Annotated in this window: 20 protein-coding genes; 15 read left to right on the forward strand and 5 right to left on the reverse strand. The window is 57.0% G+C overall.

The window, feature by feature from the left end; genetic code table 11:
* Window positions 1-20: 20 nt before the first annotated feature.
* The 3 genes from EPD59_RS11705 (at window position 21) to EPD59_RS11715 (ending at window position 2,217) form a co-directional block, all read left to right on the forward strand.
* On the forward strand, window positions 21-1,277 hold the full coding sequence (locus EPD59_RS11705) for a DUF2264 domain-containing protein (protein ID WP_133272941.1): 1,257 nt from the start codon (window positions 21-23) through the stop codon (window positions 1,275-1,277).
* 175 nt (window positions 1,278-1,452) lie between these two features.
* Entirely contained in the window at window positions 1,453-1,737 is a 285-nt protein-coding gene (locus EPD59_RS11710; protein WP_133272942.1) for a hypothetical protein, read from the forward strand.
* A gap of 9 nt (window positions 1,738-1,746) precedes the next feature.
* On the forward strand, window positions 1,747-2,217 hold the full coding sequence (locus tag EPD59_RS11715; protein ID WP_133272943.1) for a GDSL-type esterase/lipase family protein: 471 nt from the start codon (window positions 1,747-1,749) through the stop codon (window positions 2,215-2,217).
* Between the two features lie 247 nt (window positions 2,218-2,464).
* On the opposite strand, the gene EPD59_RS11720 is transcribed toward EPD59_RS11715, so the two are convergent.
* From EPD59_RS11720 to EPD59_RS11735, 4 genes are all read right to left on the reverse strand, one after another.
* Window positions 2,465-5,317, reverse strand: coding sequence for a M16 family metallopeptidase (locus EPD59_RS11720; RefSeq protein ID WP_133272944.1), 2,853 nt, complete (start codon window positions 5,315-5,317; stop codon window positions 2,465-2,467).
* 931 nt (window positions 5,318-6,248) lie between these two features.
* On the reverse strand, window positions 6,249-6,638 hold the full coding sequence (locus tag EPD59_RS11725) for a cupin domain-containing protein (protein WP_240731372.1): 390 nt from the start codon (window positions 6,636-6,638) through the stop codon (window positions 6,249-6,251).
* Between the two features lie 58 nt (window positions 6,639-6,696).
* Window positions 6,697-7,083, reverse strand: coding sequence for a group III truncated hemoglobin (locus EPD59_RS11730; RefSeq protein WP_133272946.1), 387 nt, complete (start codon window positions 7,081-7,083; stop codon window positions 6,697-6,699).
* 45 nt (window positions 7,084-7,128) lie between these two features.
* The gene (locus EPD59_RS11735) at window positions 7,129-7,584 is read right to left on the reverse strand and encodes a hypothetical protein (RefSeq protein WP_205703388.1); all 456 of its coding nucleotides are present in this window, start codon (window positions 7,582-7,584) and stop codon (window positions 7,129-7,131) included.
* 217 nt (window positions 7,585-7,801) lie between these two features.
* On the opposite strand from EPD59_RS11735, the gene EPD59_RS11740 reads away from it, so the two are divergent.
* The 12 genes from EPD59_RS11740 (at window position 7,802) to EPD59_RS11795 (ending at window position 19,624) form a co-directional block, all read left to right on the forward strand.
* Window positions 7,802-10,288, forward strand: a complete 2,487-nt coding sequence (locus tag EPD59_RS11740; RefSeq protein ID WP_133272947.1) for a heavy metal translocating P-type ATPase — start codon at window positions 7,802-7,804, stop codon at window positions 10,286-10,288.
* A gap of 10 nt (window positions 10,289-10,298) precedes the next feature.
* The gene (gene ccoS / locus EPD59_RS11745; RefSeq protein WP_133272948.1) at window positions 10,299-10,448 is read left to right on the forward strand and encodes a cbb3-type cytochrome oxidase assembly protein CcoS; all 150 of its coding nucleotides are present in this window, start codon (window positions 10,299-10,301) and stop codon (window positions 10,446-10,448) included.
* 103 nt (window positions 10,449-10,551) lie between these two features.
* On the forward strand, window positions 10,552-12,762 hold the full coding sequence (ccoN, locus tag EPD59_RS11750; protein ID WP_133272949.1) for a cytochrome-c oxidase, cbb3-type subunit I: 2,211 nt from the start codon (window positions 10,552-10,554) through the stop codon (window positions 12,760-12,762).
* A gap of 34 nt (window positions 12,763-12,796) precedes the next feature.
* Complete coding sequence (locus EPD59_RS11755; RefSeq protein WP_133272950.1) at window positions 12,797-13,000, forward strand: hypothetical protein; 204 nt, start codon at window positions 12,797-12,799, stop codon at window positions 12,998-13,000.
* Window positions 12,994-13,254, forward strand: coding sequence for a hypothetical protein (locus EPD59_RS11760; protein ID WP_133272951.1), 261 nt, complete (start codon window positions 12,994-12,996; stop codon window positions 13,252-13,254). Before EPD59_RS11755 ends, EPD59_RS11760 begins: the two co-directional genes overlap by 7 nt.
* Window positions 13,255-13,265: 11 nt before the next feature.
* A complete protein-coding gene (locus tag EPD59_RS11765; RefSeq protein ID WP_165963565.1) occupies window positions 13,266-14,138 on the forward strand; it encodes a cbb3-type cytochrome c oxidase N-terminal domain-containing protein in 873 nt (290 codons plus the stop codon).
* A gap of 66 nt (window positions 14,139-14,204) precedes the next feature.
* Window positions 14,205-15,614, forward strand: a complete 1,410-nt coding sequence (gene ccoG / locus EPD59_RS11770; RefSeq protein ID WP_133272953.1) for a cytochrome c oxidase accessory protein CcoG — start codon at window positions 14,205-14,207, stop codon at window positions 15,612-15,614.
* A 57-nt stretch (window positions 15,615-15,671) separates the two neighbouring features.
* A complete protein-coding gene (locus tag EPD59_RS11775) occupies window positions 15,672-16,133 on the forward strand; it encodes a FixH family protein (RefSeq protein WP_133272954.1) in 462 nt (153 codons plus the stop codon).
* A gap of 31 nt (window positions 16,134-16,164) precedes the next feature.
* Window positions 16,165-16,941: a sulfite exporter TauE/SafE family protein gene (locus EPD59_RS11780; protein WP_133272955.1), complete on the forward strand. Its 777-nt coding sequence runs from the start codon at window positions 16,165-16,167 to the stop codon at window positions 16,939-16,941.
* Window positions 16,942-16,977: 36 nt separating this feature from the next.
* Window positions 16,978-17,868 (forward strand): universal stress protein, encoded by an 891-nt coding sequence (locus EPD59_RS11785; RefSeq protein ID WP_133272956.1) that lies wholly within the window; start codon window positions 16,978-16,980, stop codon window positions 17,866-17,868.
* 38 nt (window positions 17,869-17,906) lie between these two features.
* Window positions 17,907-18,833, forward strand: a complete 927-nt coding sequence (gene hemF / locus EPD59_RS11790) for an oxygen-dependent coproporphyrinogen oxidase (RefSeq protein ID WP_133272957.1) — start codon at window positions 17,907-17,909, stop codon at window positions 18,831-18,833.
* 104 nt (window positions 18,834-18,937) lie between these two features.
* The gene (locus EPD59_RS11795) at window positions 18,938-19,624 is read left to right on the forward strand and encodes a hypothetical protein (protein ID WP_133272958.1); all 687 of its coding nucleotides are present in this window, start codon (window positions 18,938-18,940) and stop codon (window positions 19,622-19,624) included.
* 120 nt (window positions 19,625-19,744) lie between these two features.
* Here the strand turns inward: EPD59_RS11795 and hemA are convergent, their stop codons facing one another.
* Complete coding sequence (gene hemA, locus EPD59_RS11800) at window positions 19,745-21,019, reverse strand: glutamyl-tRNA reductase (protein WP_133272959.1); 1,275 nt, start codon at window positions 21,017-21,019, stop codon at window positions 19,745-19,747.
* Window positions 21,020-21,272: the final 253 nt, after the last annotated feature.

Raw genomic sequence — 21,272 nt, forward strand, 5'->3', positions numbered from 1 at the left:
CGTTGCTCTTACCTGACTGAATGAAACGACGTGCTTTTGTTGCCAGCACCCTCACGGGCCTCTCGGCCTGTACGCTCCCGGCTTGGGCAAGTAGCGGCCCCGCGCCTCAGGAGACGGCATTACTACCCGTCGCGAAAGCCACCGACCGTGCTTATTGGCTGGACACGCTCCTGCGCCTAGTGGAGCCCGTGCTGGCGGCGGGGGCGCGAGGCCAGTTGAAGGCCATGATGCCGATCGAGGCGGCGCCTGGGCAGCAGGAAGGGCGGCGCGAGGTGTCTCACCTGGAGGCGTTGGGCCGCACGCTGGCCGGCCTCGCGCCCTGGTTGGAACTGACGGAGGTACCACGAGCCGAACAGGACCGGCAGCAGCGCTATGCCGAGATGGCTCGGCAGGCAATCGGTCATGCTACGAACCCCGAGTCAAGCGATTTTTTGAATTTCACGCAGGGTGGCCAGCCAGTGGTTGATGCGGCCTTTCTGGCGCACGGCTTATTGCGGGCCCCTACCCAACTGTGGGAAAAATTGCCCCCCACCACGCAGCAGCAACTGGTGCAGGCTTTGCAGAGTACCCGGGTTATCAAGCCCGTATACAGCAACTGGTTGCTGTTCAGCGCCATTATTGAAGCAGCGCTGTTGAAGTTTACGGGCAATGGCGATTTGATGCGTATGGATTATGCCATCAAGGAGCATCAGACCTGGTACAAGGGAGATGGCACCTATGGCGACGGCCCAGACTTTCACTGGGACTACTACAACAGCTACGTTATTCAGCCCATGCTGCTGGAGATAGTCAGCACCCTCGTTGCCGCCGGCAAAGAAAGCCCGGATCTTTTGAGGCAGTTGCAGGCGCGTGCGCAGCGCTACGCCGTCGTACAGGAGCGCTTGATTGGGCCCGATGGTTCCTTTGCCGCTTTTGGCCGCTCTCTAGCGTACCGCTGCGGCGCCTTTCAGCACCTGGCCCATGTAGCGCTACAGCAGCAGCTGCCGCCAGATTTGCCCCCCGGCCAAGTGCGCAACGCCCTGACGGCAGTGATCCGACGCACTCTCGAGCCGCGGGGGACTTTCGACGCAAAAGGATGGCTACAGATTGGGTTGTGTGGCCACCAGCCAAGCATTGGCGAACGGTACATTTCTACCGGTAGCCTTTACCTGTGTACCACCGCGTTTTTGCCGCTCGGGCTGCCTCCCACGGCCGCGTTCTGGGCCAGTGCACCCCAGGACTGGACGGCCCGCCAAATCTGGTCAGGTCAGGATATAAAACCCGATCATGCCCTATAGATAGGCATTAGAGTCGTTATTATTTGCGCGGGGAGTGGATGCCGACGCATGCCACACAGAGCCTAATGGGTTTATCGCATTGGTGACTCCAGGCAGAACCGGGTGCCAAAACCAGACAGTTCTACAGCCGAGCGCATACCTTCGCGGCTTCGTGACCTTCTCTGCTTCTCCTGTCATGCGGGCAATCCGTAGCTTTTATCCCTTCCTCCTACTCCTTGTCTTTCTGCTGGCCATGTGGGTTATGGTCTCCTTCCAGAGCAAGGCACCGACCAAGATTATGCCCTTGGGGGACTCCATCACCCACGGCAACCGCATCTACAACAGCTACCGTCGCCCCTTATGGCACTCGCTGCAGCAGGTGCTGTATGCGGTAAACTTCGTGGGCGGGCGTATACTCAACAAAGGCGGGTTGGCCCCAAACTTCGATTTTGATTGGGACCACCAAGGACAGTGGGGCTGAACCACGGCCATGCTGCTGGCGGAAAGCCGACAGTGGGCTCTCGATTACCAACCCGACATTGTGCTACTGCACGCGGGCACGAATGACTGCTTTGCCAAGCAACCAGTTGAGGAGATCCGAGATAACCTCGGCCGCATCATCGACGAGCTACGGAAGGGAAATCCCCGAGTGAAAGTGCTACTGGCGCAGTTAATCCCGAGTGCGCCGCCCTATGCAGACCTTAACCCAAAGATTACGGCCCTGAACGCACTGCTGCCTGCCCTGGCCCGCGTGAAAACGAGCACCCAATCCCTTGTGGTGGTTGTGGACCACAACTCGGGTTTCAGCCAGGAAGCGGGTGTGGACCTGCACGACGGATTGCACCCTAATGCCCAGGGCGAAGCTAAGATGGCCGCGCGCTGGTACCAAGCCTTACAAGCGCCGGCGCTGCTGGGCCCGCCGCCGACCCAGCATGCATTATTGGGGAGTTCATCTCCCTGACGGCGGGCTTTGGCAAAGGGCAAGCCCTCTCTTTCTCAAGCATGTGAAGCGCATTTAAGAGAAAGCTTATCCTGCTAATGCAGAGTAGCGTTCTTATCAGTCAGCGCTTCACAAACAGACGTCTCAATAATAGCAGGGTGCTTAGCTACTTGTTGGGACATGCTACTCGCTGCTACCGAAGTAAGAATTGACCCGGATACCACTTACCCGCTGCTAGCCAAGCCCGTAATTCAGCCGAAACCTAAGACTACTTTGCCAGCTTACCCGTTGCATCCAGCAGGGTTACCTTCCCATTGGCAAAATTCTTTACTTCCTCCAGCTGCGTTGCTTTATCGCCCACCACGACGTACACCATCTCTTTTTCGGACATGTACTTGCCGATGGTGGCTTTAAAATCAGCCACCCCCATCTGCATAAGCAGCTGCTGGTCGTCCTCAATAAACTTCGGCGACTTGTTGAATTTGCTGATGCGGCGCAGGATGCCCAGCTTCGCGCCCTGACTTTCATACACCAGCGTGTTGCTCTTCATAATTTTGCTTTTGGCCGTCTCCGTGTCGGCTGGGCTAAAAGTAGGGCCGTAGTTGGTTAGTAGCTCTCGGATAAGCTGCAGCGAGGCTCCGGTGGCATTGGCGCGTACGCTCGTCGTCACTACGAAGGGTGCCACCTCCTTTAGCTCCTGCACCGTGGAATTGGCGCCGTAGGTGTAACCTTTCTGAATGCGCAGCAGCTGGCCCAGGCGCCCGCTGGTGCCGGCGCCCAGCAGGGTATTGGCAAAAGTGGCTTTACTCATGTCGGGGTCAGTGCCGGCCAGCGCCAGCTTCCCGATGTAGAGCACCGATTGCTTGGCATCGGGCACATCAATGAAATAAACATTGCCCCCCAGGGTTTGGGCAGGGATAGTCTGCGAGGGCATACTCACCGTTTTAGCGGCCCAGCTGGTTTCCAGCGGCTTCAGCGCGGTGGCTACTGTGTTCTGGTCGATGGCGCCCACTACGTGCACGGCTGCTCCGGAAGGCGAGATATTCGTGTTGTAGTACACTTTCAGGTCGTCCAGAGTAATGTCGGCAGTTGTCTCCAGCGTACCACTGGCCGGGGTACTTAGAATGTGGTTCGGGCCATAAAGCAGTTTAAAGAAATTCTGGCTTGCCACGGCCGCTGGATTAGCTTCCTGACCTTTCAGGCTGGTAGCCAATGAGCGTTTCAGGCGGGTAAACTCGGCCACATCCCAGCGCGGCTGTAGTAGCATTTCCTGCACCAGAGCCAGGGTGGGCGCAAAGTTGCGGGCCAGGCAGCGGGCCTGCACCCGGATTTCTTCGTTGGTGCTATTTACCGAAATGGTGGCGCCCAGCAAGTCAATGGCCTCCTCCAGTTGGGCTGGGGTTTTCTGGGCCGTGCCCTGCATCAGCAGCTGGGCCATTAAGGATGCCGTGCCGGCCTTCTCCAGGGGGTCCAGGGTATGGCCACCGGGTATGGTAACATCAAATGAAACGAGCGGGATTTCACGATTATCGATGCCGTATACTTTCAGGCCATTGGCCAGTGAGGTGTTCCAGATGGCAGGCACCTTGAACAAGGGCGTTTCGAGGAAAGGCGGCTCCGAACGGTCATTTTTAGTCACGGTTTTCTCAAATTCGGCCTCCTTACCCTGTCCTACATCCTCATTCTGGACGCCAGCTACCACCTTTTCCTGATACACCGTCGCGAGTTGCGCACCCGGCACCACGAGGTTTTGCTGGCCTTTGGGCACCACGCTGGTCATCACATAGGGCTTGCCTTTCAGGTACTGGTTATACACCCGCATCACGTCTTCGCGGGTCACAGCCTGGGCTAGTTTCGCGGCCTTGGTCAGGTAGGCCGGGTCGCCGGCAAACTCGTTGTCGCGACCCATCTGCAGGGCTTTACTCAGTACCGACTCCACGCCGGAATACAAGTCGGTTTCAATTTTGGCCCGGATGCGCTGGAGCTCCGTATCCGAAAAGCCCTGCGTTTCAAAACGCTGCAAACCCTCCTGAATGGCACTGTGAACCTGATGCAGGCTGGTGTTCGGGTTTGCCCGCACCTGAAGGATAAATTCGCCCGCCAGCTCACTGCTGTATTGATAAGTATTCACATTGGGCGCCAGCTTCTGCTCTTCCACAATCACCTTGTAGAGGGGCGAATTTCGGTTGCCGGCCAGCAACTGGCTCAGCACATCCAGGGCGTAGGTGTCGCGGTGGTACTCGTGGATGCTGGGAAATACCATCTGCAGTTGGGGCAGACGGGCAAAGTTATCTTCTAGATACAGCGACTTCACCTCAGTCAGGGTAACGGGTCTGGGTCCCAGGGGCTTTACCTCCGGTCCTTTTTTAATCTCACCAAACCAGCGCTCCACTTTGGCCTTTGTTTCAGCAATGTTAATGTCGCCGGAAATAACCAGGGTAGCGTTGTTAGGGCCGTAATACTGATGGTAAAACTCCTGTACATCGGCCAGGGTGGCAGCCTGCAAATCGGGCAGCGAGCCAATCACGGTCCAGTTGTAGGGGTGGTCGGCCGGATACAGATTTTTGCGCAGTACTTCGTTGGTAAAGCCATAGGCTACGTTGTCGTAGTTCTGGCGCTTTTCGTTTTTCACCACTTGAATTTCGCGGGCCAAAGCCTCGGCGGTCACCGTCTTAATCATGTAGCCGAGCCGGTCGGAGTCAATCCACATGATTTTGTCGAACGCGTCCTTCGGTACCACTTCGTAGTACTGCGTGCCGTCGTTCCAGGTACTGCCGTTGCGCTGTCCACCCCACTCCTCTATGAGCTTGCGATTGGCACCCACCGGCGCATTTTCCGAGTCATTGAAGGACATATGCTCAAAAAAGTGAGCAAAGCCAGTTTTTCCGGGCTTTTCACGGTTGGAGCCCACGTGCATAATCGTGGCCACAGCCACGATAGGATCTGAGTGGTCTTCGTGCAGCACTACCTCGAGGCCATTGGCCAGCACAAACTTTTCGTAAGGCAAGGAAAACGAACTTGTCTTGGTCGCCGAAGGCTTTTGGGCTGTTTTGCAGGAGGAAGTAGCCGCAAGTGAGGCGGCCGTGAGCAGCAAGGCCGCAAGGGTAGTAGTCTGACGCATCGTCCGGAGTAAATTACCGTTGAGATAAGAACAGTAATATTAGTGGTTTTATCCCAGTGGCGAACAGGATGGCAGCCATTCCTTCTTGAGGGTGACGTTCAGCAGCGGGGCGACAGTGGAGTTGGGGTAGCGATGGCAGTCTTCTTACTTAATGGTGGGTAACTTACCCGTCCAGCGATAGCGCATTCCCCACCACCGTTGCCATAAGAACAACTTAATTCGCCAAGGCCACCGTTGCCAATTGCTGTGGAACGAGCCTTGCCCCAACGCATATGGGGGAACGGGTACAACGACATGAAAGGGTGGATACCCCTCCTGTTGGTGACAGATATCACCGGCCTGTTGACGTAACCGTCGGTCAATGCATAGTTCAAGCGTTGTCTTCCTGGCTCGGGCCAAGTAAACAGACAAGTCGATATATACGGGCACATGCTGTTCCACCCACAATCGCTCCACTACCTCCGAGGCCGTTAATCGTCGGCCAATTTCTAGTTTCCGCTTCTGAAAATGCACCAACTCGAGTGGACTGAGATAGGAGGCATCCTCCGTCATCGTATCGGGCCGAATCACGAAATCCACCGTATCTGCTAAGCGATTCCAGCACACGGTCCGAGTAAAGACCAACGCACTTTTCGTAGCTAACTCCAGATGATAAGCAAAGTCTTCCTTGGTCATGGACTGGTTGCTTGGGCCGTTGGAGGTGACTCTATAGGGCTAAATGTAAGCGTTAAGGCACTGCTCCAACAATCCTGCTTTTTATATAAAGCTTGCAACGATTGAAAAGCAGATTACCGCTTACTCCCAATTCAGTCCGATACGCCAGTGTTAGCGGATGTTATATAGAGTTATAATTATAGGCCACAATTATTGCTGCCAAATGTTCTATAGAGTCGCGAAAACAGACCACGTACAGTCATGTAATCTTTATTCCCTAAGCTGCCGTTACTGCCACGGTCAGCAGGAAAAAGGAATCCTGATGGGCGTACACGCTATGCGGAACACCAGCGGGCAACATCAGTAGCTGACCGGCTGTTAGGATAAACGACTGCTGAGCCGTGCGGAAAGTGATTTGGCCTTCGAGCACCTGCACGGTGATTATGCCGGGAGCAGTATGCGTTTTTAGCTCGGCCCCTTTGTGCAGCCCTAACAATACTAAGCGCAGGCTCTCCGACTTGAAAAGCGTAACGGCGTGCCGGTCGCTGGATGTCCAGCTCTGGGTTTGCTTGGCCTGCACTATCGCATGCTCCAGATCCATTACCTGTGCGGGACTATCGAAGGCAGCGTTTGCTGTTGCTTTCGAAGCAGTGGTTTCGGTGCTCATAGAAAGAGTGGATTTTGTGGCAGTTGTTAGGCTGAGGACAGCGGTATTGAAGCTTAAGTTACAGAATAGAGAGCGGATTGGGACGCAGGCGGCTCTCAAATACATGAGCAATATTCTGAGCCCGCAGCTTGGCTTCCTCCGCTACTGGCCCGGCGAACAGCTCATCCACTGTGCCCAGGAATAGCGTCAGCCAGCGTTGAAAATGCTCCCCAGCAATGGGCAGCGGAATATGCTTGAGGAAAGGCTGCCCGTGGTAGCGCGAAGTGTGCAGCAGCAACCCACTCCAGAAATCGTACATGCGCGGCATGTGCGCTGGCCAATCGACGTGGGCGAAATCATTAAAGACGGGCGCCAGTAAAGCATCCGCATTTACCTTATTGTAGAAGGTGTCGACCAACAGCTTGATGTCGTCCTCAGTTTGGATATCGGAGCGGGAAGTAGGCATGTAACAGTTAATGAGAAAACGCAAAATGGCTTGCGGGGGGCTTTTTTACGCGTGTTGGACGTGTCGACGCTGCGCATTCAACGTCTGCCGATTGAGGGTAAAATAGGCCAGGGCACCGGTGCCTAGCAGCAGCAATAATTTTACCACCTCGGCCACGATATACAGCAGATGCAGGGAATTGGGTGGCGGCGGGTTGCCGCTCAGCAGCGCCTCGGCCCGCACATCAAGCGCCGGCAGCAGCCAGAAGGTTTGCAGAAGCAGCACCAAACTTAGCAGCGCCAGCCCCGCTCCCACGCGCCGGTCGGGCCGCAGGTACAAGACGCTGATAACAGCCAGGGCGCAAAGCCCGATTTCCACCTTGTTCAAGGCATGAAACACGATGCGGCCTATGCCCACACCCAATGGCACTGTAATGTGCGGGGCCGTGAATTTAAGCGGGGCTTCCAGAAAAGAAATGCCCCCCACCATACCAGCCCACAGAAACAGGGCGGCAACAAGCACGAGAGAAAGTAACTTACGCATAGCAACGTAGGAGCCGCGTGCACACCGCAGCCGATTAGAAAATAGAGGCGCGAGCTGCCACAGTCGCGCTACAGCACAAAGGTCGGAGGAGTTCCTTTGGGCAAGTCTAACATCAATCAAGCGGCGGCTTGATTGATGTCATCGTTCCGGCGGGCCACGAGGCGGAGCTTTGTCGCTGAACCTATTGTAGCTGCCAGTGCCTGCCGTTCTCGAACAACCCGCTACTCATCTTGCCTGTGCTCACTGTGGCGATAAATGCCCCCCAGAGCCACTTTTACTCGCCGACAAGCACTTTTGCTGCGCCGGCTGCCGCACCGTGTACGAGCTTCTCGACACGAACAACCTCTGCACGTATTACAAACTCGATGAGCGGCCCGGCCTCAAAGTAAAAGAAGTGGAGCTGCCCGGCCGGTTCGATTACCTCGACTCCGAAACCGTGCAGGCTCAACTGCTGTCATTTCGGTCAGAAGAGCGGGCGCGGCTAACGTTGCAGGTGCCCCAAATGCACTGCACATCGTGTATCTGGCTCTTGGAAAATCTGCCCCGCCTGAACCCTGGCATTGTGGAAGCGCGGGTGCAGTTTCTACGTAAAGAAATTACCGTCACCTACTTACTGGCCGACACCAGCCTGAAAGAAGTAGTACGGCTATTAGCTTCCGTGGGCTACGAGCCGCAGATTACGCTGGCCGAACTTGGTGCGCAGCCACACCGCGCCGGTCGCACCCTTTATTACCAGCTGGGATTAGCAGCTTTTGCCTTCGGCAACGTCATGCTCATGGCCCTCCCCGACTATTTCTCTTTCGTGGAGGATTTACAGGCAGGTTTTGGGCAGTTTTTTGGCTACTTAAGCTTACTGCTAGCCTTGCCCGTGCTGCTGTACAGTGCACGAAGCTTCTTTAGCTCAGCATGGCAAGGACTACGGCAACGCTACATAAACCTCGATTTTCCGATTAGTCTGGGGTTAGCCTCATTGTTCAGCGTCAGCACGTATGAGGTCGTCACCGGCACGGGGCCCGGTTATTTCGACTCGTTTACGGGGCTCATTTTCTTCATGCTGATTGGCAAATGGGTACAGCAGCACACCTACGACGCCCTACGCTTCGACCGCGATTTCACCTCTTACTTCCCCGTTGCCGTGACTCGGCTGACGCCGGAAGGCGACCAGTCCATTTCGGTGAAGGAGTTGAAAGTAGGCCACCGAATTCGGGTGCGACACCAGGAAGTAGTGCCCGCCGATGCCGTGGTGCTGCGCGGTGCCGGCCAGATTGACTATTCCTTCGTGTCGGGTGAGAGCACGCCGGTGGCCCGCGCTTCGGGTGAGCTGGTGTTTGCGGGGGGCCGGCAGTTGGGGGAAGCGTTGGAGTTGGAGGTCGTGCGCGATGTATCGCAGGGCTACCTCACCCAGCTTTGGAACAACCCGGCCTTTGCCAAGCAGGAAAACGACGCCACCTGGGAAACCTACGCCAACCGCGTCGGGCGCTATTTTGTGGCCGTAACGCTGCTGCTGGCTCTGGGCACGCTGCTCTACTGGGGGCCGCGCGACACGTCCATGATGTGGCGGGCCTTTACGTCGGTGCTGGTTATTGCCTGTCCGTGCGCGCTTTCATTAGCTACGCCGTTTACCCTCGGGGCCGCGCTGCGGGCGCTGGGTCGGCATAAATTCTACCTTAAGAATTCTGCCGTAATCGAAACCCTAGGCCGCGCCGATACGCTGATTTTTGACAAAACTGGCACCCTCACCGACACTACTCAGGCGGAGGTGCATTATCATGGCCGTCCGCTGTCTACGCTCGAAAAGCGCCTTGTTGTCACAGCTGCCGCACAATCGACTCACCCACTAAGCCAGCGACTGGCGAAAGAACTGGCTTCGGAGCCACTAACACTTAGTGCTTGTCATGAGCATCCCGGCCTGGGAATCAGCGCTACGGCCGAAACAGGGGATACAGTGCGGTTAGGTTCTGTGGCCTTCGTGCGTGAAAACCAGGTTGTTTCTTCAGACATCGCACAACAAGCTGTTTCTGCTAAAAAAGCCCCCCAGCCACTCGAAATTACCCAAATCGCCCCGCCTGAAGTGCCTGAAACGCGCGTCTACATTGCGCTGAATGGGGAGCAGGTTGGCTATTTCACTTTTCATAATGTGTACCGTCCGGCCTTGGCCAGCGTGCTCGCTACGTTGAGCCGCCGCTACCGTTTGGCCGTGCTATCGGGCGACACCGACGCCGAGCGCACTCGTTTACAAACGCTTTTCGGCGAAGATGCCGAGCTGCATTTCCGTCAATCGCCTACGGACAAGCTGGCGTATATCGCGGCCCAACGCGCCCAAGGCCACACGGTGGTTATGGTAGGTGACGGGCTGAATGATGCGGGTGCGTTGCGCGCCGCCAACGCCGGCATTGCCCTCACCGACACGCTCACCAACTTCTCCCCCGCCTGCGACGCCATTCTGGATGCCAGTGAATTTCAGCGGCTAGCTACTTTTCTGGGCTTCTCGCGGGCTTGTCTGCGCGTGGTTCTGGTCACGTTTGCGCTTTCCTTTTGCTACAATGGCTTCGGGCTGGCGCTGGCTGTGCAGGGCCTTTTCACGCCTATTGTGTCGGCCATCCTGATGCCTATCAGCTCCCTGAGCGTGATGATTGTATCGACGCTACTCGTGCGCTGGGCCGCGCACCGTTACCATTTATAAGCCTCATAACATGACTATTATCTTCTTGCTGATTGGTATCAGCCTACTCGTGGCGCTGGCGTTTCTGGGGGGCTTTTTATGGGCCGTGCGCAGCGGTCAGTACGACGACGAATACACGCCGTCCGTGCGCATGCTCTTCGATGAGGAAGAAGAGAAATAGTATTGAATTGATATCAATCAAGCCCGCGCTTGATATCCGTCATGCGTTACGAAGGAGCCGGCTATGACCTTTGAAGCAGTAAAAACACTTACTGTTTCACTCTATGGAAGTCGCACCCGTTACGCCCCTTATCACCGCTGAGCCGCCCCAGGTTCAGACCCGAGTATCCCGCGCCGTCGACGAGTTTTTCTACGATAACAAGATTGTTCGCGACTTCGGCATTGCCACCGTGTTCTGGGGAATTGCCGGCATGATCGTCGGAATTCTGGCGGCTTTTCAGCTGGCGCTGCCTGAAGCTAACATGAATACGGCCGTCACGACGTTCGGACGCATCCGGCCCTTGCACACCAACGCCGTGATTTTCGCCTTCGTCGGCAATGGTATTTTTATGGGTGTGTACTACTCTTTGCAGCGTCTGTGCAAAGCGGCCATGTACTCCAAAAAGCTCAGCCAGATTCACTTCTGGGGCTGGCAATTAATTATTCTTAGCGCCCTGATTTCCTTGCCTTTGGGCTACACTACCAGCAAGGAATACGCCGAGCTGGAGTGGCCCATCGACATTGCCATTACGCTGGTGTGGGTGGTGTTTGGCTGGAACATGTTCGGCACCATTGCCAAGCGGCGCGAGCGGCACCTATATGTGGGTATCTGGTTCTACATCGCCACTTTCCTCACCGTGGCCGTGCTGCACATCGTCAACTCGGCGGCGTTGCCCGTGAGCTTCATGAAAAGCTACTCGGCCTACGCCGGGGTGCAGGATGCACTGGTGCAGTGGTGGTATGGCCACAACGCGGTAGCCTTCTTCCTGACCACGCCCTACCTGGGTTTGATGTACTACTTCCTGCCCAAAGCAGCTGGCCGGCCCGTGTACTCTTACCGCCTGAGCATCATTCACTTCTGGTCGCTGATCTTCATTTACATCTGGGCCGGTCCTCACCACTTGCTCTATACATCTTTGCCCGACTGGGCTCAAAGCCTGGGGGTTGCGTTCTCCGTCATGCTGATTGCGCCCAGCTGGGGCGGCATGATTAACGGCCTGCTCACCTTGCGCGGCGCCTGGGATAAAGTGCGCGAAGAGCCCGTGCTGAAGTTCATGGTAGTGGCCATTACGGCTTATGGCATGGCCACGTTTGAGGGCCCGATGCTCTCGTTGAAAAACGTAAATGCCATTGCCCACTTCACCGACTGGATAGTAGCTCACGTGCACGTTGGCGCCCTCGGCTGGAACGGCTTCCTCACCTTCGCTATGCTCTACTGGCTGTGGCCCCGCCTCTACCGCACCGAGCTGCACTCCAAGAAACTCGCTAATGCCCACTTCTGGCTGGGCACCATCGGCATCCTGTTTTATGCCCTGCCAATGTACTGGGCAGGCTTTACCCAAGGGTTGATGTGGAAGCAGTTCAATGCCGAAGGCATGCTGCAATACCCCAACTTCCTCGAAACCGTGCTCCAGATCGTGCCCATGTACTACATGCGCGGAATCGGTGGAGTGCTGTACTTAAGCGGCGTGTTTTTGATGATGTATAATCTGATAAAAACGGCCAACGCGGGTACGTTGCTGGCTGCCGAAAAAGCCCACGCTCCTGCCCTGCTGCCCGCCAGCGAAGATCCGCACGCCGACGCCGGCCACTGGCACCGTTGGATTGAGCGCCGCCCTTTGCAGTTAGCTATTGGAGCCACGGTCGCTATCCTAATTGGGGGCATCGTCGAAATGGTGCCTACTTTCCTAGTGAAGTCCAATGTGCCGACCATTGCCTCGGTGAAGCCTTATACTTCCCTGGAATTGCAGGGACGTGACCTCTATATCAAGGAAGGCTGCTCAAACTGCCACACGCAGATGGTCCGCCCCTTCCGCTCCGAAACCGAGCGTTACGGCGAGTATAGCAAAGCGGGCGAGTTTGTGTACGACCGGCCCTTCCTGTGGGGCAGCAAGCGCACTGGCCCCGATTTGCACCGTCTGGGGGGCAAATATCCGCACTCCTGGCACTACAACCACATGATGGACCCCACCAGCATGTCGCCCGGCTCCATCATGCCGCCTTACCCCTGGATGTTCGAAAACGAGATTGACTACTCCACGCTGCCGGCTAAAATCCGGGTGCTGCAACAGCTAGGCACACCTTACCCCGCTGGCTACGACAAGCAAGCCGTAGCTGATGCGCGCCGTCAGGCCGAAGGCATCGTGCAGGAGCTGAAGAAGGAGGACATCGAGGTGAAATCGGAGAAGGAAATTGTGGCGTTGATTGCCTACCTCCAGCGCCTCGGCACCGATATCAAAGTGAAGCCCGAGCAGGTAGCGGCCTCGGCCCAGTAAACAGGTCCAGACCCTCTCTTTAAGTCAAAAACTCATGGATAAGAAAGTATTGCAGTCCATTGCCGGCGTCGAGATCTATCCGCTTATCTCCTTCGCCATCTTCTTCCTCTTCTTTTTGGGCCTGCTGATTTACGTGGTGATAGCCAATCGCCAGCATCTGGATAAGATGAGCAAGCTACCTCTGCTCAGCGACGACGAAACCCTGAAAGCCCACCTCGAACCCGACGCAGTATGTTAATCAAGCGCACTTTTCTACTACTAGCCGCCGGGCTTTCGTCTGGCAACTTGGCCTTGGGGCAAACGCTCGCGCCCACTACTACCGGCTCCGATATGCTGTTCTGGCTGCTGGGGGGCATTTTGATCCTCGTGCTGCTGATGGTGCTGGTTGCCGGCGCCTCCCTGGCTTCGGCCACCCGTCAAGTGCGCCAACATGCAGCGCCAGCCACCAATCAATCTATCACGCAAGCTGAGGAAGGAGCACCCACATGTTAACGCACCGCACAATGAATTTTGGGGCCCTGACCGCTCTGCTGGCGCTGTCCGTTGGCACAACGGTAGCCCAAACAGCGGAAGCCACTACGCCCGCCCCGGCGGCTAGTGGCCAGGATGCGCAGATAATGCTGTTCTGGTTTTTGCTGAGCACGCTGGCCTTGGTCCTGATGGTGTTTCTGCTGCTCTTCACGATGATAATCGTGCGCATGAAGCCGCAGCTGCGCAAGGTGTACGAGTTGCCCACGGTGCACGACACCTGGAGCGGCAAAGTACTCGGCCTACTCATTGGCGACACCCGCCTGGTGACTGGCGGCTACAAAGAGGAGGACATGGGCCACTCCTACGACGGCATCACGGAGTTCGACAACGATTTGCCGCCGTGGTGGAAGTATGGCTTCTATTTCACCATCGTGTTTGCGGTGGCCTACATGGGCTACTATCACGTGGCCAATGCCGGTGAGCTACAGATAGCCGAGTATGAAACCGAAATGCGCCAAGCGGCCCTGCTGGTTTCCAACGAGCCCGACGACCCCAACAAGCTCACCACCTACACGGCCCTGATGGCTCCTGCCGATTTGAGCGCCGGCAAGTCTATCTACACCACTAACTGTGCGCCCTGTCACGGGGCCAACGCCGAGGGCAAAGTAGGGCCCAACCTCACGGATGAGTACTGGCTGCACGGCGGCGAAATAAATCAGGTGTATAAAACCATCAAGTTCGGGGTCACCAGCAAGGGCATGGTTGCCTGGAAAGGCAAGCTCGGCGCCAAGCAGATTTTGCAGGTTTCCTCTTACATCGAGTCGCTGCAAGGGTCAAAGCCAGCCAATGCCAAGGAGCCCCAGGGCGAGAAAGCAACTGCTGGCAAATCCATTGCCGCCAAGTAGCACCCGCCCTCTGCCCACCCCACTTTTCTTCATTTCAGCGCGATTTTACCGTCGGCGCACCAGCCAATGCCACTTACCACGTTCCATCCTAACGACGACTTTCGCGACTCCATCGCTACGGTGGATGCGGCGGGCAAGCGCGTTTGGTTATTTCCCAAGAAGCCTAGCGGAGCCTTTTACCGCGCCCGCAAGTGGATCAGCTACGGTCTGCTCATCGTGCTTTTTGCTGGTCCTTGGCTGCGCATCAACGGCCTGCCGGTGCTGATGCTGAATCTGCCGGCGCGGAAGTTTATCATCTTCGGTCAGATCTTCTGGCCCCAGGATTTCTTTATTCTGCTGCTGGCGGCCCTCACGTTTTTGCTGTTCATCATCCTCTTCACGGTGGTGTACGGGCGGGCGTTTTGCGGGTGGGTGTGTCCACAAACCATTTTCCTGGAAATGGTTTTCCGCCGCATTGAGTACTGGCTGGAAGGCGATGCGCCTCAGCAAAAAGCCTTGGACCGCGCCGAGTGGGACTGGAACAAAATCTGGCGCAAAACCACTAAGCACGCGCTGTTTCTGGTGATTTCCTTTCTAATTGCCAACACGTTTCTGGCCTACATTATCGGCTCCGATGAGCTGGTCAGCATCATCACCGATCCGCCCCGTGAGCACCTTGGCGGCCTAACTTCGATGGTGCTCTTCACGGGCGTTTTCTACGCCGTGTTTGCTCGTTTTCGGGAGCAGGTGTGCACCATCGCCTGTCCCTACGGCCGCCTGCAGGGCGTAATGCTCGATAAAGACAGCCTGGTGGTAGCCTATGACTACCAGCGCGGGGAGCCTCGGGAGAAGCTGCGCAAAAACCAGACGCGCACCGCCGGCGACTGCATCGACTGCCACCAGTGCGTGCAGGTGTGCCCCACCGGCATCGACATCCGCAACGGCGCCCAGCAGCTCGAATGCACCAACTGCACCGCCTGCATTGATGCCTGCAACAACATCATGGACCTGATAAACAAACCGCACGGCCTGATTCGGCACGCTTCCGAAAACAACATCGCCCAAGGCACCAAATTCCAGCTGAGAGGGCGCGTGAAGGTGCTGTCGGGTGTGTTGATGGTGTTGCTGATGGGCCTTACGTTTCTGCTGGTGTCGCGCTCCAACGTGCAGGCAACAGTGCTGCGCACGCCGGGTCAGCTTTTCCAGAAAACCGACCACGGCACCATTACCAACTTGTATAATGTGTCGGTAATCAACAAAACCAATCAGCCTTATCCTATTACGCTCAAGGTGTTGGAGCCGCTGGGGGGCAAAATTTCGCTGGTTGGCAACGAAAAGCTGACGCTGCCGGCCCAAGGCATGACGGAAGGCGTGTTTTTCGCCGAGCTGCCCAAGTCGGCCCTGCTGACTACCAACCAGAAAATCCGCATCGGCATCTTTAGCAAAGGCCAACTGATTGCGGAAACCAACACCAAGTTCCTCGGACCCGCTCAATAGCCTGCCCCGAGTTTCTCATCAGCGGGCTTCACCGTCCGACCTATTTCGCTTGCTTGTATGACCACTTCCCGCTTCAATCTCTGGCCTTACGCCATCATTGCCACCTTCGTGTTGTTTGCCAGCTACATCGGCTACATGGTGCAGCAGGCCATGAGCACCAGCGTCGATCTGGTTAGCGCCGACTATTACCAGCAGGAGCTGGCCTACCAAAAGCGCATCGAGTCGGTGGCCCGCACGGCAGCCCTGCCGGCGCCAGTAGAGGTAGACTACGAGCAAGCGGCGCAGCGCCTGACGCTAAAATTGCCCCCCAGCCTCGCCGGCCAAGCCGTGCAGGGCACCGTGCACTTCTTCCGCCCCTCCGACCAAAAGCTGGATTTCAACCTTCCCTTTGCCCCCACCGGCGAGCCGGCGCAACAGCAGCTGAATACTAGCAAGCTACAGCCCGGCTACTGGCGCCTGCGCATCGATTTTACGGCCGGCAGCCAGCAGTATTACGTCGAACAAGAGCTTTCCATCTGATCAAGCCCTAAGCTTCATAACTCAACACACCATGCTCTGGGCAGGCTTTCTATTTGGGCTTTTGGGTAGCTTCCACTGCGTGGGCATGTGCGGCGCAATTGCGCTGGCGCTGCCCGGCGCGGGTGGCCCCAACTGGCGCTACGTGGCCGGGCGGGTGCTTTACAACCTGGGCCGCGTGACCACTTACGCCTCGCTCGGAGCGGTAGCGGGCTTGCTGGGCCGGGGCCTCCAACTGGCTGGCTGGCAACAAAGCTTGTCGCTGTTGTCTGGGGGGCTTATTTTGGTGCTGGTGGTGGCGCCAGAGCGTTGGCTGAGCCGGGCCGCGGCTTTCCTCAAACTGGATGGCGTGCTGGCTCGGGTGAAAAGTCAGCTGCTGTATTTCTACCGGCAACCCTCGCTTAGCGCCCTCTATATCACGGGGTTGCTCAATGGGTTGCTGCCCTGCGGCATGGTGTATCTGGCCTTGGCCGGGGCGCTGAGCGTGCCCGGTGCAGCGGGCGCGGCCACCTATATGGCCTTGTTCGGGCTGGGTACGCTGCCACTTATGCTGGCGCTTTCCTTATCCGGGCAGTTGGTGCCCAGCGTGTGGCGCGCCCGCATGCGGCGGGCAGTGCCGGTAATGGCCACCTGCCTGGCTCTCTTGTTCATTGTGCGCGGACTGAGTTTAGGCATTCCTTACCTGAGTCCGCAGCTAAATGGCACCGCCAGAGTCACCACGAGAGGCGCCATGCAGCAGCCGGCCACAGTTCACTATTGTCACGGGCCAGCTGCAGTTGCGGAAATCAAGCCTACTCCTTCTTCCAAATAACTCCGGTTTATTCTTCCTTCTTAACGCGTTGTTGCCATGCAAACCATTCTCGTGCCCATCGATTTCTCGGCTGCGTCCGAAAACGCGCTGGTTTATGCCAACAAGCTAGCCCTTCATCTTCCGGCCGAAATCGTGCTGGTGCACTCCAGCCCTGGCGCAACGCTTACTCCGGAGCGGAGAGTAGCCCTGCTCAGTCGTTTGCAAGCCTTGGCCGAACGTCTGCGCTACCAGCACCTCACGCGCCAGAGTGGCCGCCGCATCCACTATCATTTTCATATGGCTACCGCCTCCCTCGCCGATAGCTTGGAAGTGCTGGTGGGAGGCTATCACGCCAGCCTTGTAGTAACGGGCTTGTCGCTAATGGATTGCGCTACTGCCACGGCGGCCGGTAACCCAATTACGCTGCTGCCGGAGCACGTCAGCTGTCCGGTGCTCATCGTGCCGCCGGGCCGCCACGAGCTGGCTAGTCAGGTGGTGGTTTCCGGTGACTTTTCTCGCCTTCATGCTAGCCAGTTGGCGCCACTTACCTCCTTGGCCCGCTCCGCCGATGCGCATTTTGATCTGGTGCAGTTTCACCCACCTACCACTACCGGGCTGGTGCCTCTGAAAAAAGCCTTAATGGCCGCGCGCGCAACCTTATCTAACGCCACCGTGCATTTGCTCCCGGAAGAAGATGCCTTGGAAGACATTAGCGAGTTCTGCGCCCAGCAAAAAGCGCAATTGTTGGTGCTAGCCACCGTCGACGGCTGCCTGACTCGCCGGTTTTTCAACCCGCACTACATCAAAACGGACGCCTACCACCTACACATTCCGGTATTGCTGCTCCCCACCAGCACACTTCCCACCAAAGCCTGCTGCGACCAGTGCTCCCTGCGGCAGGCTGCCGAAAACCGGTTGGCCGCCCGTATTTCCATCGTCACTTTCTAAGCTTTATATACCTAAGAATATCATTTACCTCTCCGCTTATGCTCACCGAAACCACTCCCTCCATCGACATTAAGAATACCCGCGCTACTGTCGAGGCGTGGATGCGCCACTTTCAGGATTGGCTGTGTCAGCAGCTAGAAACGGCTGATGGCGGTGCTTCTTTCCGGGAGGATAAATGGGTGCATGAAGGGGGCGGCGGGGGCCGCACGCGGGTTATTGGCGACGGCGCTATTCTGGAAAAAGGCGGCGTAAACTTCTCGGCCGTGTGGGGAAAGATGAGCGAAACTGCCGCCCGTCAGCTCCTTATGCCCGACCCCAATTACTTCGCCACGGGCGTATCGGTGGTGCAGCACCCGCGCAGCCCCATGGTGCCCATCTCGCACATGAACGTGCGTTACTTTGAAGCGGGCAACGGCGAGGCCTGGTTTGGCGGCGGGCTCGATCTGACGCCGATTTATGTGGATGAAGCCCAGGCCCGCTGGTTTCACGCGCAGATTCTGGAGGCGTGCGACCAACATAATCCGTCCTACTATCCGCGCTTCAAGCAGTGGGCCGATGAGTACTTCTACTTGCCTCACCGCCAGGAAACCCGGGGTGTGGGGGGCATTTTCTTCGACCGCCTTACAGTTGGCAAAGACGGATCATTCGCCGAGTTATTCGCCTTCGTGCAGGCTGTGGGTGAAGTATATGGCCGCACCTATTCCGAGCTTATGCGGGGCAACGCCTCATTGCCCTTCGGCGAGGCCGAAAAGCAGTGGCAGCTAGTGCGCCGCGGGCGCTACGCGGAGTTCAACCTGGCCATCGACCGCGGCACCAAATTCGGCCTTGAAACCGGCGGGCGCACGGAGTCTATTCTGATGAGCTTGCCGCCCTTGGCCGCCTGGCATTACGACTATCAAATCGCGCCCGGTTCGGCTGAAGCGGCAACTCAGGCGTGGCTCCGGCAAGGTATCGAGTGGGTGTAGACCCTAATTAGCACGACCATTCAGCGCAGTGCTGCCACTATCCTCTAGCCTAGAAGCAGCTTCATTCTTAACCTCCACGCAGACTTCAGTACCAACGCTCTACGATGAATCTCAAACCCTTACTTCCTGGCTTGGCCCTGGTGCTGGCCGCCTGTGGCGATGTCAAAAATCCCAATGGCATGCCCGACGAGCCTACCAGCAGCGCCCCAGTCAAGGTGGTAACGGCCAAACCACCCAAGCCCGACTCAGCCGCAGCCAAATCTGAAAACCCCGTAATGCCCGCCGACACGGCTATGACGGGTGCCTGGCTGCTGCTCGATGGTGCTCTCAGAAGCCATGATGCGCAGGTGCTCAACCAATTATTGGATCCAGAGTACGGCCTCTGGATTCTGGAGCAAAACGGGAGTGTGCCGCTCGTAACGCGGGTGGCGGATAGCGAACAATTTCGCGACCAGCAGCAACGACCGCTTTTCGCGCTGAATAAGAAACTCATGACGTGTGCTGCACCACAAACGGTAGCCGCACTGCCCACGCCGAACTGTCCGGGGGGCAAATTTACCCGCGAAGGCTGCTTCGCCGGACCTTCTACTGCGTTTCGTGCGCTGGATTTCTGGGCGCAGGCATCGCTAAAAGGCGGCAACCGCAATCAGGGCCAGGCGGCACAGGGGCGCACCGTTCGCTCGGTACTACAGACGAGCACTGGCTACCAATTTCACTTCGCTAAATCGGCGGGGGCGGGTGGCCGCTGGCGCCTGATTTTTATTGATTTGCGCGGCGCTTGTCCGTCATAGTTCTTGGCCGGGGGGCTTTTTTATGCTAACCCAGCTCTGAGATTACAGCAAAAAGGGTTGCTGGAGTAGGACCGTTTGGTCTTTACTCCAGCAACCCTTTTTGCTGTTGCTGAGTAAGCGCTAAGCTCCAGCCTCAACGAGTTCGTCTTCCAGGGCAAATAGCTCCGTGAGCATTGCCACCAGCTGGTCGGCTTCGCCGCGCTGGCAGGCGGCTTTCAGCTGCAACACGGGCAGCTTCATAAACTTCTGAGTCAGAGACTTGGTGGCGTCGTCGAGGCGGGTTGCTTCCTCGGTGCTCATATTCTTCTTGAAGCGGTTTACCTCTTGTTGGCGCAGCTGCTCCAACGTGGTTTTCAGCTTTTGAATAACCGGCGACACCTGCAAATTGCGGCTCCACTCGTGCAGCTCCGCCATGCATTCGGCAATGATTTCGCGCACGTGGGGCACGGCCGCCACCCGCCGGCCCAGGGCCTCGGAAGCCTTATTCTGGATAGCATCAATATTGTACACCAGCACGCCCGGCACCTGCTCGGCGGCGGCCGCAATGCTGCGCGGCACCGACAGATCGATGAAGAACTTGGGGCTTAGGATGGTTAGTCCGGCCAGCAGCTCGTGGGTGAAAAACGGCGAGGGAGTAGCAATGGCTGAAATAACGATGTCAGCCTCCTGTAAGCCCTGCGTGAGGTGGGCGAAATCAAGTACCTGCAAACCACATTCGGTGGCTAGCGCCTGGGCTGCAGCTGGCGTGCGGTTGCAAATGGTTACTTCCGCGAAGCGCTTGCTCTTGCCAAAATGACGACAGATATCGGCCCCAATCTCGCCCAAACCCACAATAAGAACTCGGGGCTGAGCGATAGTAGCTGTCAATTCCTGCACCAGCTCCAGCGTAGCATAAGACGTGGAAGCGGCGCCGTCGCGAAAGGCGGTTTCCTGTTGCACACGCTTGTTCGCAGCAAATACAGTATGTAGCAGTCGATGTAAAAATGGCCCTGCGACATCGGCTTCCGCCGAGCGCTGATAGGCCCTTTTCACTTGGCTGCTGATCTGCATATCGCCTACCACCTGCGCATCGAGGCCCAAGGCCACTTCAAATAGGTGCTGCACAGCGGCGGCCGCCGAAGTGAGTACGGTGAAGTACTCATAGTAGCTGCTGGCATCCATTTCCTTCAACTCGCCCAGGGCTTGCACAATGGCGGCGCTGTGGTCGGTATCGGCAGCATAGTACACTTCGGTGCGGTTGCAGGTGCTGAGCACCAGCACGTCCGTCAGGCGTAGGTAGTTATGCAGCTGGTGCAGCAAGCGGCTGCACGTTGCCTCATCCAGCGTCAGCAGCTCGCGAATGGCCAGGGGGGCTTTTTTGTAAGAGAGACTGACGGCCTTAAAGGATTGTTTCATAGAGTATTGCTGGAACGGAGGATGCAGCAGAAAGTACGTGTGTACAACTCCAATCTGCTGCTTATACGATACTTGGGGAGTGAGCAGATTGCAGGCTCAAAGTTTCGCTTTGCCGCCGGCACTTTCTATGACTTTACTCAGGGACTACGATGATTGCCGTCATATCAGCGCGGCTGAAGTAGCCCGTATTTTTGAGGCAGTAGTTAGAGCTAGCAGTAGTTAGAGCTACATGAGTGAACACTCTGACTTTTGC

The sequence above is a fragment of the Hymenobacter radiodurans genome (genome assembly GCF_004355185.1).
In the GTDB taxonomy this organism is placed as follows: Bacteria; Bacteroidota; Bacteroidia; order Cytophagales; family Hymenobacteraceae; genus Hymenobacter; species Hymenobacter radiodurans.

Excerpts from the sequence above, each read along its gene's own strand:
- EPD59_RS11705 (WP_133272941.1), top strand. The coding sequence starts at position 21 with ATGAAACGACGTGCTTTTGTTGCCAGCACCCTCACGGGCCTCTCGGCC.
- EPD59_RS11710 (WP_133272942.1), top strand. The coding sequence starts at position 1,453 with ATGCGGGCAATCCGTAGCTTTTATCCCTTCCTCCTACTCCTTGTCTTT.
- EPD59_RS11715 (WP_133272943.1), top strand. The coding sequence starts at position 1,747 with ATGCTGCTGGCGGAAAGCCGACAGTGGGCTCTCGATTACCAACCCGAC.
- EPD59_RS11720 (WP_133272944.1), bottom strand. The coding sequence starts at position 5,317 with ATGCGTCAGACTACTACCCTTGCGGCCTTGCTGCTCACGGCCGCCTCA.
- EPD59_RS11725 (WP_240731372.1), bottom strand. The coding sequence starts at position 6,638 with ATGAGCACCGAAACCACTGCTTCGAAAGCAACAGCAAACGCTGCCTTC.
- EPD59_RS11730 (WP_133272946.1), bottom strand. The coding sequence starts at position 7,083 with ATGCCTACTTCCCGCTCCGATATCCAAACTGAGGACGACATCAAGCTG.
- ccoS (WP_133272948.1), top strand. The coding sequence starts at position 10,299 with ATGACTATTATCTTCTTGCTGATTGGTATCAGCCTACTCGTGGCGCTG.
- ccoN (WP_133272949.1), top strand. The coding sequence starts at position 10,552 with ATGGAAGTCGCACCCGTTACGCCCCTTATCACCGCTGAGCCGCCCCAG.
- EPD59_RS11755 (WP_133272950.1), top strand. The coding sequence starts at position 12,797 with ATGGATAAGAAAGTATTGCAGTCCATTGCCGGCGTCGAGATCTATCCG.
- EPD59_RS11760 (WP_133272951.1), top strand. The coding sequence starts at position 12,994 with ATGTTAATCAAGCGCACTTTTCTACTACTAGCCGCCGGGCTTTCGTCT.
- EPD59_RS11765 (WP_165963565.1), top strand. The coding sequence starts at position 13,266 with ATGAATTTTGGGGCCCTGACCGCTCTGCTGGCGCTGTCCGTTGGCACA.
- ccoG (WP_133272953.1), top strand. The coding sequence starts at position 14,205 with ATGCCACTTACCACGTTCCATCCTAACGACGACTTTCGCGACTCCATC.
- EPD59_RS11775 (WP_133272954.1), top strand. The coding sequence starts at position 15,672 with ATGACCACTTCCCGCTTCAATCTCTGGCCTTACGCCATCATTGCCACC.
- EPD59_RS11780 (WP_133272955.1), top strand. The coding sequence starts at position 16,165 with ATGCTCTGGGCAGGCTTTCTATTTGGGCTTTTGGGTAGCTTCCACTGC.
- EPD59_RS11785 (WP_133272956.1), top strand. The coding sequence starts at position 16,978 with ATGCAAACCATTCTCGTGCCCATCGATTTCTCGGCTGCGTCCGAAAAC.
- hemF (WP_133272957.1), top strand. The coding sequence starts at position 17,907 with ATGCTCACCGAAACCACTCCCTCCATCGACATTAAGAATACCCGCGCT.
- EPD59_RS11795 (WP_133272958.1), top strand. The coding sequence starts at position 18,938 with ATGAATCTCAAACCCTTACTTCCTGGCTTGGCCCTGGTGCTGGCCGCC.
- hemA (WP_133272959.1), bottom strand. The coding sequence starts at position 21,019 with ATGAAACAATCCTTTAAGGCCGTCAGTCTCTCTTACAAAAAAGCCCCC.